The following is an 11535-nucleotide window of genomic DNA, read 5'->3' as shown; positions in this document are numbered from 1 at the left end:
GCGGCGAGGTTGATTGAACGAGGGACGAGCTTCCTGAAGGCAAGCGGCGTGCCGCGCCGGCGGTTCCCGCTGCGCGCAGCGACTTGTGCGCTGCAGACGAACATGCGCCGCTATGGTTGCGTCTTGGCGGAGGCCGCGAGATCGAGCCGCAGGTCCGATCCCCGCGTCCCCTGCAGGCGGCGGGCCAGGTCGACGAGGAATTGAGGTTGGCACACCGGCGAGATTCGCACGCTGCCGCTTGCATGGTGCAACACGATGCGGTTCGCAGACAGAGCGGGCGCCCACGTCCAGCCGTGTTCGAGAGTGACGGCCAAGATGTCCGTGTACGGGATCTCGCGCACGTAGAAGCCGGCCTGCAAGCGCAACGCATCGGGCGTCAACGTGTAGCGGCACGGCACCGCCCCGGCCACCAGAGCAACCGACACGGCCAGCGCGGCCGAGCGCAGGGTGGACCCCATCCCGGCCCCTTCCGAACTGAGCGCGCAGCCGACGTAAAAGGCGAAGACGCAGGCCGCCGCCAGCACGACCCAGACGGTCGCGACCTCCGACCGGTATCGGGTGTTGTCCTTCACGTTCATGTATTCGAGCAAGATGGCCCCAGCCTTAGGATTGAAGAGCGTCGGCCTGCCCCTGAGCAAACCAGATGCCCATTGCAGGGGGCGCGCCGATTGCTCGACGGCTGCATGTGTTGCAACATGACCCACCTCATGAAAGCTCTCTCGTGAACCCGGTCCGCAATGGCACGACGCTGCCCCATGGCCAGCTCCCAGTGATGTCGGCCAAGCCTTGCGCCGTCGTCTTCGACATGGACGGACTGCTTATCAATACGGAAATTCTTGCTCGGCAAGCTCTGCGGCTTGCCGGACCCGAAGTTGGGCTTGCCTTGTCGGATTCTGTCTGCTCGCTGATGATCGGCGTGCCCTTGGACGGCTGCCGTGCCCTGCTGATCGAGCGCTATGGCGCGGACGTACCTGCGGACGCATTGTTCGAGGGCGCAGCGCGGCACCTGCAGGCGCAGATTGACGCGGGGGCGATGCAGATGCAACCTGGCGCAGCGGCCCTGCTTGCCCAACTCGACGCCGCCGGCACGCCGCGCGCAGTCGCCACCTCATCGAGCCGTTCCAAGGCGCAGCACCACCTCCTGAGCGCCGGCCTGGCCCATTGGTTCAGCACGGTCGTCACGCGCGACGATGTCGCGCAGGGAAAGCCGTGGCCCGACCTTTATCTGCTCGCGGCGCGACGACTCGGCTGTCCGCCTACCCGCTGCCTGGCGCTCGAAGATTCGTACAACGGTGTGCGTGCCGCCTCCGCGGCAGCAATGCCGGTCATCATGGTGCCCGACCTTCTCCCGCCGACCCCGGAAATGCGTGCCAGATGCCTGGCCGTGCTGCCGGACCTGCATGCCGTCGCGCGACTGCTCGCTTGAGGGCGAGAGTGCGGCGCCCCGGAACCCCTCTTCAGTCGCGCCGCACCAGTCCATCCGCCAGCGTGGCCAGGGTCGTCACGCCGGCAGCACGCGGAACCGAGGCCGCAGTCGGGTCGGCAAACTTGGCTGCCTGCGCGGGGGTGACCGGTGTCCCGGGGCTCACCGGGCTTTGCGGCGCGATCGTGCCACCCCGCGCCAGATGCTGCTGGATCTTGTGCTTTTCCATCCAGGCGACCAAGTGCTGGTTCAGCGCCTGCGGCAAAGGCCACCGGTAACGATGCCCTCCCTTCAGCGATTGCATCTCCCCCCAAGACGCATGGGTGCGAACCACCTCGGCAAGCTCTTCGTCGGGGTCGACGTTCATGCTGCGCAGCTTGCGATAGAACGGCCCTTCCGCACGGTCCATGGGTTTGGTGTGGTCCATGGCCACTGCATCGACGATGCTGATCCGGCCGAGCCCGTCGAGCAGGGAGGACCATGCGTAGTCGATGCCCCAGGTGCACCGCGTGAGCAGGAACGTCGGCAGCAGCCGGTCCAACGCCTCGCGTGAGAAGCACGGGGCCATGACCTCGACAAAATTGACCCCCCTCACCGTGCACACGGGGTTGCAGATATTGATCAGGTGATTGCTGTTGCTGCCCCAGGCAATCGCGGGCTGGCTCAGGAACAGGTCGTTGCGCTCGCAGTGCTCGAAGAAGCGCGACACATCCCCTGGCTTGAACCGAAGGTCGTCATCGATCATCAGCACGTAGCGGTAGCCGACGCCCGCGGCCGAGCCGCGACACATGTCGGAAAAGGCCTCGAATTTGTTCAGGGCGCCAGGCTGAAAGCGCTCGGCACCGAAATCCCGGGCCGTGCTGCCTGGGGGGGCCTCCCACCCATTGACGCAGCAATCCCAGTTTCGATCAGGGTCTTCGGCAATCATTTCCGGATGAAGGGAGTTTCTTCCGGCTCGTACGAACACTAGGTAATTGCGCATGAAGGTCTCGGGTCTCTGTAGGGGGTGCCCCCGGTTCGCACCTGTGGGCAAGCGACGTGCCGGTCGCAACCCGCCGCTTCGTCGACGCGCGGCATGCCGATTGCCGGACAGATCTCATACCCGCCGCGTCAATGGCCTTCCAACACCTTCGTCCTCCATGTCCCGTCGATACCTGGTCGTCGCCCGCGTCGGGCGCAGTTCCCTTCATCCGTCATGGCTCTCGGCGGGGCAGCCACGCTCCTGGGACCTGTATCTGTGCCCGTACGAGCCACTGGCGCCCCAAGGCGAACTCGATTGCACGGTCGGGGAGGTGATCGCGGGTCCCAAGTGGACGGGATTGCGCGCCTTGCTCAATGGCTGGCACGGCTGGCGCGATTACGATTACGTCTGGCTGCCCGACGACGACATTTTTGCGAGCCAGGCTACCATCGACAAAATCTTCGAGTTGGCCTCGGCACTGTCATTTCAGTTGTGTGCGCCTGCGTTGCACGAGAGTTCGTACTACGCGCATTTCGACACCCTGCGCAACCAGTGCTGCTTTGCCCGCGAGACCGGTTTCGTTGAAATCATGGTTCCGTGCTTCAGCGCCGACGCGCTCGCCCGGCTGCTCCCGACGCTGGATCTGAGCGAGACCGGATGGGGGTGGGGCCTGGATTCGCTATGGCCCAAGTTGCTGGCGTACCGTAACCTCGGCATCCTGGATGCCGCTGCGGTGCTGCATACGCGCCCGGTGGGCATGTTCCGTGATGCCACGCTCGGCGCGCGTGTACGAGCCGAGTCCGACCACATCATGTCCGCGTACCAGTGTGCGCAGGTCCATGCGACCTTCCAGATCGTCGATGCAGACTTTCGACGTTGCGAACTCGGGCCGGCCGCGCTGGCGGCGCGGTTGGCGCAAGGATGGTCCTATCTGTGGGCGCGCGACCCCCAGGTTCTGCCGTGGCTGCTGCAGGCCCAGCAGCCCGCCACGGGCTGGCCGTCCTATCCGATCGAAGGGTCGCCGTCCGGCGCAGCCCGGCCATTGCCATGACACCCCCTCCCGCCTACCCCCGCCCGCAGCTGGTGCGCGAATCCTGGATACCGCTCGATGGCCCGTGGCGCTTTCGCTTCGACGATGAACGCAGCTTCCTCACGCCGGCCGACATCACCGACTGGCCGAACGAGATCGAAGTCCCCTATCCGCCGGAGTCGGACGCCAGCGGCATCGGCGATCGCGGCTTCCACAGCGTGTGCTGGTACCAGCGCGACGTCGAGCTGGCCCCCGATCACGGGCGTGTGCTGCTCCGCTTCGGAGCCGTCGACTATGCCGCCCGGGTCTGGGTCAATGGGCATCTCGCGTGTACGCACGAGGGTGGCCATACCCCTTTCTTCGCCGACATCACGCACCTGCTCGACCCGGCGGGCCTGCAACGAATCACGCTGCGGGCCGAAGACGATCCGCACAGCCTGACGCAGCCGCGCGGAAAACAAGATTGGCAGGCTGTTCCCCATGCCATCTGGTATCCGCGCACGACGGGCATCTGGCAGATGGTCTGGCTGGAGCGAGTGGGCAGGACCTATATGGACAAGATCCGCTGGACCCCCAAGGTGGAAGGGTACGCGATCTACTTCGAAGCCCGCATCGCGGGCGATGTGGCAGACGGTCTCGCCATCGAGGTTGAATTGCGGCACGAATCCCGGCTGCTGGCCAGTGATCGCTACCAAGTCGTCGACGGCGAGGTCGACCGGTCCATCGTCCTGTCGGATCCAGGCATCGATGATTTTCGCAATGAACTGTTGTGGACCCCGGAGCGTCCTACGCTGCTCGATGCGGTCGTGCGACTGACGCAGAGCGGAAAGGTGATCGACAGCTTCACGTCCTACACCGCGCTGCGCTCGGTGCATATCGTGCGCGACCGGTTCATGCTCAACGGCCGCCCTTATCTGCTGCGCATGGTGCTGGACCAGGGCTACTGGCCCGATACCTTGCTGGCCGCGCCGAACGACGATGCGCTTCGCCGTGACGTGGAGCTCGCCAAGGCCATGGGCTTCAACGGTGTGCGCAAGCACCAGAAGATCGAGGATCCGCGCTACCTGTACTGGGCAGACACACTGGGCCTGATGGTCTGGGAAGAAATGCCTTCGGCCTATCGTTTCACCCGAACCGCGATCAAGCGAACTGTCCGCGAATGGACCGAAGCGATCGACCGCGACTACAGCCACCCCTGTGTCATTGTCTGGGTACCCTTCAACGAGTCGTGGGGCGTTCCAGACCTGACGAGCATCGGCGTACAACGCCACGCCGTGCAGGCGCTCTATCACCTGACCAAGACGCTCGACGCGACGCGCCCCGTGATCGGCAACGACGGCTGGGAGGCGAGCGCCACCGACATCGTCGGCATTCACGACTACGACGCCAATGTCGAGCACCTGCGCGAGCGCTACGGTGGCGAGACGGCGCCAGAGGGGCTGTTCGCGCAACGCCGGCCTGCGGGACGGGTCCTTACCCTGGACGACCACCCTCACCAAGGGCAGCCGGTCATGTTGACCGAGTTCGGAGGCATTGCTTTTAAATCGCAGCAGCCCGGGGCCGCGCCAGACGCGCTGCCGGTGTCGATGCCGGTCGGGCACGATACGAAGAAAGTCTGGGGCTACTCGGTGGCAGACAGCGCGCAGGAGTTGGCGGCGCTCTACGAGACGCTGCTGCAGACCGTCGTTCACGCGCAACTCTTCAGCGGCTTCTGCTACACACAGTTCAGCGATACTTTTCAGGAGGCCAACGGGCTGCTGAATGCCGACCGCTCGCCCAAGGTTCCTCTCGAACGGATCCATGCCGCCACCCGAGCCTCTCGGAGCCACATCCCGGGCGTGGTTTAGGGCGGTTGCGGGCGGTGGCGCCTCGCCTGCAGCGCGCACGATGAGGCATAAAAGCAGCACAAGGACAATATGAAGCTCTCTCGCTTTCCGACAGATCAAGCCAAGGACGTTCTGATCGCGTGGGAGGCGTCTTGCGCGGATTCCGAAATCCGCTGCCATCTGATGGCGGGGGCATCGCCCGGGAGGAATCGAGCCGATGCACAGGCTGTGACCGCAGCTACCGGGCCCAAGCTTGCAGGAGCGGCCCTTTGATGGTGGCGATTGTCATACCCGTGCTGGACGCGTTGTCGGATCTTCGAGAGATCGCGGTGACGTCGATCAAGGAAGGGTTGCTGACGCTGGAGCTCAAAGGCGGGTCGGCCTCCCTGCGGGTCGCCGAACAGCGCCTCTTGCGCGGCGGCGTCGGCGCCACGCTGGGCCACCAGAACGGGTTACTGAAAGGACTCTGGTCGCAGCCGAAGGGGCCCGCGCAGATCAAGGTGCGATGTCGCTGGCGGGTACCTTGATGCGTCGCGAAAGCACCCTGTCGGGATATCACCGAGGTCTCGCTCGGGACACGCGGAACGTGTGGCGCCACTGCACGATGAGTCGGCCTCTGGTGCCTCGGGTGCGACGGTGGCCCACTTCTCCACGGACACCGGCATGCTTCTCGTGCGGGATGGCTGGTTCGTAGCCGATGGAAGGAACCCGAAGGGCATACCGCGCCCGGCGGGTGAGGACTGACGAACGGATGCGTTGCAAGCCGACGGCCCCGCGGCCAGACACCGGACGCCGGACTGGCCCTTTTGCATTAACTTACCCGAGATACCCATGCGCAAAGATCCCAATGACGGCAAGAAGCCGATCCGTCGAATGACCCATCTGCTCGGTTTTCTAATCGCAGGCGCTGTGGTGCTGATCCTGTTGTGGATGAGGAATCCACCTCCAGGCGTCGATGCGACCACCGACGCCACAGGACGGTCTGCGTTGGCCTTGGCATCGCCGGAGCCGCGCCATTCATCCGGTCTACGCAATCTTCGTCTGACATCATGAGCATGAGCATTGAAGCCGGCGCTGCACGTCGCGGCCGGAACGTTCGCAAGCGGTTCGGGATGGCGGTGTCTGTCTTCGGCCTCGGGATCGTGTGCTGGCAGGCTCTCCCAACCAGCTTGGAAGCCGATCCACGCATGAAGGGCGCGTTGATCGGCGGCCTGCTGGCTGCCCTCGCGACCGCCCTCGGAACGCTCCCGGTTCTGCTGTCGCAGCAGTTCTCGCAGCGCACGTACGACACCATGCTCGGCTTCGGTGCCGGCGTCATGCTGGCCGCCAGTTCGTTCTCGCTGGTCATTCCCGCGCTGGCGGCGGCTAGGTCGCAAGGCGCCAATGGTTGGAGTGCAGGGGCCATCGTTGCCGCCGGAATTCTGTCCGGTGCGGCGGCGCTATGGGCCATCGACCGGGCGGTACCGCACGAGCATTTCGTCAAGGGGCTAGCAGGCCCGCAGGCGCGAGCCATGAAGCGCGTCTGGCTTTTCGTTTTGGCGATTGTCCTGCACAACCTTCCGGAAGGCTTGGCGATTGGCGTGGCGTTTGCCGGCAGCGATCCAGTGGGGGCGACAGCGCTGACCACCGGCATTGCGATCCAGGACGTGCCGGAGGGAATGGTGGTGGCCTTGGCGCTGCGTACGGTCGGCTACGGACGCGGACTGGCCGTCGGGCTTGGCGTACTTTCGGGACTTGTGGAGCCCGTGGCAGCCGTGTTGGGTGCCGCCCTTATCACCTTCTCGGAGGGGCTGCTGCCGTGGGGGCTGGCCATGGCCGCGGGCGCGATGCTCTACGTCATCAGTCACGAGATTATTCCCGAGTCGCATCGCCAGGGGCATGAGGCATTTGCCACCGGCGGACTCATGCTCGGTTTCGTGATCATGATGCTGCTGGACACCGCCCTCGCGTGATCATCACAGCCGCACGGGCGGTTCGGGGAAGTCAGGGCAGCAGGCCGGCCATGCATGCGGCCACCGCGCCCCGCACGCCTTGCTGCTGCAGCATGGCGACTGCCTCTTGCAGGCTGCGTCGCAATCCCGAATCGCGTGGCAAGTCGTCGCCAAAAATCCTGGGCTGCGCGAGCATAAGAGCCACCAGCTGGACCGGGTCGTTGACTGCGTCTGCAGCCTGACGCTTCAGCTCGGCGCACATAGCGTCCACCAAGGAGACCGGTTGGCCTGCGTCATCGCGGCCGGCAACGCAACACATCCAGGCAGCGACCGCAAGCACGGTGCAAGGCGCGGGCCGGCCGGCACACAGGTTGTCCCGCAAGGATGCGAGCAGCCGTCCAGGCAGCTTGGTCGAAGCGCCGCGCGCCACCCGGTCCAGTTGATGAACCACCCCGCGGCTGCGCCAGCGCGCAAGCAGTTGCCGTGCGTACGCGTCGATGTCGTGATCGCTCGCGGGAAGTGTTGGCTTTTGTTCGTCGAGCATAAAGCGCAGCGCGAACGCGGATATGCCCGGCACCGCCATCGCGTCGGCCACCGTGGCGCAACCCGCCATCTTCCCCAGGCTCGCGATCGCGAGGTGGCCGCCATTCAGCAGTCGCAACTTGGAGGCTTCCCATGGTTCGACGTTCGACACGTACTCCGCGCCGGCTGCGTCCCAGCGCGGACGTGCACCATCGAAGCGCTCGATGACCCACTGGTAAAAGGGCTCCGCGCACACCGGTACCGTATCGATCAGGCCCAGTGAGGCGCTCGCGTCCATCCGGTCTGCGGCGCTGGTCACCGGCACGATACGGTCGACCACCGTGCAGGGGAACTGCACGTGCGTGGCGATCCAGCTGGCCAGGCGGTCTTCGCCGTGCAGGGCTGCGAAGTCCAGGCACATCTGGCGCAGCAACCGTCCATTGGCGGGAAGGTTGTCGCACGAGAGGATGACGGGCGGCGCAGCGCCGTCGATCCAGCGCTTGCGCAGACCCTGGACCAGCAACCCGATCGCGGTGCTAGGCTGCACATGGAGGTCGTGCTGCACCGACGCCAGGGTGGCGTCGAGCCGGTTGGCGGCGTCGGCGCAGTAGCCGGCGACCGTGATGGTCAGCGTCACCACCCGGATCGCCGGGTCGGCGAATACGCGCTTCAGAAATTCCGGGCGGTCCGGTGCATAGACAAGCTCGCAGATGCTGCCGACGACAGTGGCATGGGTGCGCTCAGGTCCGCGCTCGAGCAGGGTATAGAGCCCGTCCTGGGCGGCAAGCGCATCGATCGTTTTTCTCGTGACCAGGCTCGCCGCGACGATGCCCCAGGCGGGTGGCTCGCTGCGCTGAAGCCGCCGGGCCGCGCTGTGTTCCCACTCCACGGCACGCTGCGTGAGCAACGCCTGATGGGCACGATGAAACGAGCCGCAACCCAGATGCAGGATTCCGGGACGCAATGGGCCTGCGCCGAAGCCGGGCACGCGAGCCTGCGGGGCGGTCATGCCGAGCGTCGCGCGCGTGAGCCGTGCCATCGGCGGGCGGGACGGCCGGGCGTCGGTCGATAGCAACTGAGCTAATTGGTTCATTCGGCGAGTGCGGGTGTTGCCGAAGAATGGCAACCGGCGTGCCTGAGCTCCCGAGGATCGGACAGCGGCGACCGCCGGCTGTCAGGGGCCTCGAGTGATCGGCGACGCGAGGCCGACTTCCCGCCGGACGATGCCCGTGCCGGGTCGATAGGAGCGGCCCAGCCCAGACGGCCGCCAGGTGAGATGCGTCAGTGCTCCCTGGCGCCGCGGCTTCACGCCGTTACGCCCGGCTGCGCGTACGGAGCCAAGTAGCGGTGCTCGATGTCGATGGTGGCGCGGCACCCGAGCTGTCCGCGATGGGTTTCCAGCCATGACTCGCAGGCCGCCCGCCCGCTGCGCCGAGGCGATTCGAACAAGGCCGGTCCCACCGTGCGCTTGATTGACGGCTCATTCTCGAGTTTGCTCCCCGCGTCCGGCAGGCTTAGCACGTGCAACCTGATGTCGGCATCCGGTACGGTGCGGTTGATCGTATCGAGCGCCCGGAGTTCGGCGAGCAACCCGTTGATCGACGCGATCTCGTTGATACGGTTCAGAATATTCTTGGCCGTGGTTGGCGTCTCGGGCCGGCGCAGCGGCGTCAGCTCCACCATGAAGATATCGGTGTCCAATGCCTCGCGGTACAACGGCCACAGCATCGGGTTGCCTGCATAGCTCCCGTCCCAGTACGCCTCACCCTCGATCTGCACGGCCTGGAACATCAGCGGGGCGCAGGCCGATGCCAGAAGCGCCTCCAGCGACATGTCCTGGGGGCCGAACACGCGCGACAGGCCGGAATGGACGTTCACCGCGTTGACGAACAGCGGATGGGCGGAGCGGGCGCGCAGCGCCTCAAGGTCGACCACCGTGTCGAGGATGTGCCGCAGCGGCGCGAGGGCGACCGGATTGGTCTGGTAGGGCGACAGCAACGGCACGGAGTCATCCCAGGTGCCCAGGCCTGGCTTGCGCAAGGGCAGGAGAAGGAAGGTCATCGGCGCGCCAACCTCGGCCACCTTTCGCCACAAGCGCTCAAGGTTGTCCTTCGCGGCCTGGCGGCCGCCGTTCACGAGCCGGTCACCAGCGCAGCGCCGTTGAGCGCGCCGCCGCTGGTGCCGCTTACCCGGCCGATCTCGATGTCGGGTTGGTCGAGCAGCGCATCGACCACGCCCCAGGTGAATGCGCCCTGCGCGCCGCCACCCTGTGCGCCAGGTTCAAGATTGTGCGGCCGGGGGAGGTGGAGGAGGGCATGAGGAAGACCTTTCAGGTCCATTCCAAATGAACAAGGGGCACCGCAGCCGCTCGGTTGCGGCTGGCGATACCTGGCATGACCGGCCCGCTATCAGGAGAATCCTCCGCCGCCGCCCGGGCGTTAGCGGCCCGGACGGGTGGGGGCAATAGCTAGCGAACAGCGCCGCGACGTACCAGGTTCACGATGGCCAGGAGGATGACCGCCCCGATGAGAGAGGCTACAAGTCCCATGACGCTGAAGTCGTTTTGGTTGACGGTGCCGGACCCCAGCAGGGGTGCGATCAACCACCCGCCGACCATGGAGCCCACGACGCCGACGACAACATTGAGAATCATCCCCTGTTGGGCATTCGTTCTCATGATCATGCTGGCCAACCAGCCAATGATGCCTCCAACAACAAGCCAAATGATGATGTTCATGAAAGCTCCTTGAAAAGAACAAGGCTGGTGGGTGCCCCCAAGTTCCCCTATAGGACAACGCCGCGACGAGAGGCCAGGAACGCACTGTCAAGTGTCGGCCTCGCTCGCACGGATGGTTTCGCATCATTTCGAATCGTCTCTAAAAAAAAGCGGTGGAAACCCACCGCCAAGACCCACCGTCGAAAAGCTGGCTACGGGGCCGTCGCACCGGCCATCTCTGCCATCAACTCTTCCTTGCGTCCTTCAAGTTGCGCGCGCATCGCCACCAGGTCGAGACGGCGCGCTGCGCGCGCCTTGACGAAGATTTCGTTACGCTCTTCCTTTACGTGGTGGTCGATGTACTCGCCCAGCACGGTCACCTTGGCGTCGAACTTGTCGTCCGTATCCGTCGCTTCCTGGATCTGGGCGATCAGGTCCTTCGCACTGGCGTGCTCGACCTCGGCCTCGTCCAACAGGTCAGTATCCTTGATTGCCTCACGAAGGGCGGGATAGAAGATCTCTTCCTCGATCTGAGCATGAACTGTCAGCTCCATGCAGATTTCCTTGGCCAGTTCCCGCTTCTTCTGAGAAGCGCTGGCGGCGCGGGAGCTGGTGAGCTCTTCGTACGCCTTAAACAATTTCTTGACGTTCCGATGGTCGGCATCCAGCAGGCTGCAGGCATCGGCCTCGGCACGTTTCGTTGTGGCCATCATGGGCTCCAGAGTGATTGTGAAAACGCCAGATTGTTCTTTCGCGCGTGGCCTCCACGTAGGAAGATGCCGTTCGCTATCAGCGACAAGGATGACGCAGGCTGATTTCGTCGCCGCGGCGGTTCGCCTGAAGCCCGCGCTGCATCAAGGCCCCTTGTGCCCGAGCATGTAGTGGTACGTACTCACGACGATCAGCAGAAGCAGGGTTGCGAGCAGCATCCAGCGCAGCGCGCCTCGCACGAACTTCTTCCTGCTCTTGACCTCCCTGTTGCTGTTCATTTGGCTCCTACGCTGTTGCCCCGCCCGCGCGTGGGGACACCATTCACTCTCACGCATAGACTCGACGGAATCAATAGAGAAAAGACGTGGAACCGGATGGCGGGCTTTGAGCGAACAGGATCGAAGCCGCGGCACAT

Annotated in this window: 14 protein-coding genes; 6 read left to right on the top strand and 8 right to left on the bottom strand. The window is 64.9% G+C overall.

The genetic code is table 11. The features are described from left to right. Positions 1-110: 110 nt before the first annotated feature. The gene (locus QTI33_RS08400) at positions 111-578 is read right to left on the bottom strand and encodes a PH domain-containing protein (RefSeq protein WP_286505332.1); all 468 of its coding nucleotides are present in this window, start codon (positions 576-578) and stop codon (positions 111-113) included. Positions 579-721: 143 nt separating this feature from the next. Here QTI33_RS08400 and QTI33_RS08395 point away from each other — a divergent pair, with 143 nt between their 5' ends. After that, the gene (locus tag QTI33_RS08395; protein WP_286505331.1) at positions 722-1426 is read left to right on the top strand and encodes an HAD family hydrolase; all 705 of its coding nucleotides are present in this window, start codon (positions 722-724) and stop codon (positions 1424-1426) included. A gap of 31 nt (positions 1427-1457) precedes the next feature. Here the strand turns inward: QTI33_RS08395 and QTI33_RS08390 are convergent, their stop codons facing one another. Continuing rightward, entirely contained in the window at positions 1458-2351 is an 894-nt protein-coding gene (locus QTI33_RS08390) for a hypothetical protein (protein WP_286505330.1), read from the bottom strand. Positions 2352-2562: 211 nt separating this feature from the next. Here QTI33_RS08390 and QTI33_RS08385 point away from each other — a divergent pair, with 211 nt between their 5' ends. From QTI33_RS08385 to QTI33_RS08365, 5 genes are all read left to right on the top strand, one after another. Then, positions 2563-3435, top strand: a complete 873-nt coding sequence (locus QTI33_RS08385) for a hypothetical protein (protein ID WP_286505329.1) — start codon at positions 2563-2565, stop codon at positions 3433-3435. After that, the gene (locus tag QTI33_RS08380; protein WP_286505328.1) at positions 3432-5261 is read left to right on the top strand and encodes a glycoside hydrolase family 2 protein; all 1830 of its coding nucleotides are present in this window, start codon (positions 3432-3434) and stop codon (positions 5259-5261) included. Before QTI33_RS08385 ends, QTI33_RS08380 begins: the two co-directional genes overlap by 4 nt. Before the next feature lie 251 nt (positions 5262-5512). Then, a complete protein-coding gene (locus QTI33_RS08375) occupies positions 5513-5767 on the top strand; it encodes a hypothetical protein (protein ID WP_286505327.1) in 255 nt (84 codons plus the stop codon). A 304-nt stretch (positions 5768-6071) separates the two neighbouring features. After that, positions 6072-6293: a hypothetical protein gene (locus QTI33_RS08370; protein ID WP_286505326.1), complete on the top strand. Its 222-nt coding sequence runs from the start codon at positions 6072-6074 to the stop codon at positions 6291-6293. 2 nt (positions 6294-6295) lie between these two features. Continuing rightward, entirely contained in the window at positions 6296-7192 is an 897-nt protein-coding gene (locus QTI33_RS08365) for a ZIP family metal transporter (RefSeq protein ID WP_286505325.1), read from the top strand. Positions 7193-7223: 31 nt separating this feature from the next. Here the strand turns inward: QTI33_RS08365 and QTI33_RS08360 are convergent, their stop codons facing one another. The 6 genes from QTI33_RS08360 to QTI33_RS08335 form a co-directional block, all read right to left on the bottom strand. Continuing rightward, entirely contained in the window at positions 7224-8786 is a 1563-nt protein-coding gene (locus QTI33_RS08360) for a mannitol dehydrogenase family protein (RefSeq protein WP_286505324.1), read from the bottom strand. 212 nt (positions 8787-8998) lie between these two features. Then, on the bottom strand, positions 8999-9829 hold the full coding sequence (locus QTI33_RS08355) for a patatin-like phospholipase family protein (protein ID WP_286505323.1): 831 nt from the start codon (positions 9827-9829) through the stop codon (positions 8999-9001). Then, positions 9826-10032, bottom strand: coding sequence for a patatin-like phospholipase family protein (locus QTI33_RS08350; protein ID WP_286505322.1), 207 nt, complete (start codon positions 10030-10032; stop codon positions 9826-9828). Before QTI33_RS08350 ends, QTI33_RS08355 begins: the two co-directional genes overlap by 4 nt. Before the next feature lie 128 nt (positions 10033-10160). Next, positions 10161-10430 (bottom strand): GlsB/YeaQ/YmgE family stress response membrane protein, encoded by a 270-nt coding sequence (locus tag QTI33_RS08345; RefSeq protein WP_286505321.1) that lies wholly within the window; start codon positions 10428-10430, stop codon positions 10161-10163. A gap of 191 nt (positions 10431-10621) precedes the next feature. Continuing rightward, entirely contained in the window at positions 10622-11122 is a 501-nt protein-coding gene (locus QTI33_RS08340; RefSeq protein ID WP_286505320.1) for a hemerythrin domain-containing protein, read from the bottom strand. Between the two features lie 141 nt (positions 11123-11263). Beyond that, on the bottom strand, positions 11264-11398 hold the full coding sequence (locus QTI33_RS08335) for a hypothetical protein (protein WP_286505319.1): 135 nt from the start codon (positions 11396-11398) through the stop codon (positions 11264-11266). Between the last annotated feature and the right edge of the window lie 137 nt (positions 11399-11535).

This window comes from Variovorax davisae (assembly GCF_030316845.1).
Lineage (GTDB): Bacteria > Pseudomonadota > Gammaproteobacteria > Burkholderiales > Burkholderiaceae_C > Variovorax > Variovorax davisae.
This window is presented reverse-complemented; position numbering and strand designations above follow the sequence as displayed.

Coding starts and splice junctions, on each gene's coding strand:
- QTI33_RS08400 (WP_286505332.1), bottom strand. CDS start 578: ATGAACGTGAAGGACAACACCCGATACCGGTCGGAGGTCGCGACCGTC.
- QTI33_RS08390 (WP_286505330.1), bottom strand. CDS start 2,351: ATGATTGCCGAAGACCCTGATCGAAACTGGGATTGCTGCGTCAATGGG.
- QTI33_RS08385 (WP_286505329.1), top strand. CDS start 2,563: ATGTCCCGTCGATACCTGGTCGTCGCCCGCGTCGGGCGCAGTTCCCTT.
- QTI33_RS08380 (WP_286505328.1), top strand. CDS start 3,432: ATGACACCCCCTCCCGCCTACCCCCGCCCGCAGCTGGTGCGCGAATCC.
- QTI33_RS08375 (WP_286505327.1), top strand. CDS start 5,513: ATGGTGGCGATTGTCATACCCGTGCTGGACGCGTTGTCGGATCTTCGA.
- QTI33_RS08370 (WP_286505326.1), top strand. CDS start 6,072: ATGCGCAAAGATCCCAATGACGGCAAGAAGCCGATCCGTCGAATGACC.
- QTI33_RS08365 (WP_286505325.1), top strand. CDS start 6,296: ATGAGCATTGAAGCCGGCGCTGCACGTCGCGGCCGGAACGTTCGCAAG.
- QTI33_RS08360 (WP_286505324.1), bottom strand. CDS start 8,786: ATGAACCAATTAGCTCAGTTGCTATCGACCGACGCCCGGCCGTCCCGC.
- QTI33_RS08350 (WP_286505322.1), bottom strand. CDS start 10,032: ATGGACCTGAAAGGTCTTCCTCATGCCCTCCTCCACCTCCCCCGGCCG.
- QTI33_RS08345 (WP_286505321.1), bottom strand. CDS start 10,430: ATGAACATCATCATTTGGCTTGTTGTTGGAGGCATCATTGGCTGGTTG.
- QTI33_RS08340 (WP_286505320.1), bottom strand. CDS start 11,122: ATGATGGCCACAACGAAACGTGCCGAGGCCGATGCCTGCAGCCTGCTG.
- QTI33_RS08335 (WP_286505319.1), bottom strand. CDS start 11,398: ATGAACAGCAACAGGGAGGTCAAGAGCAGGAAGAAGTTCGTGCGAGGC.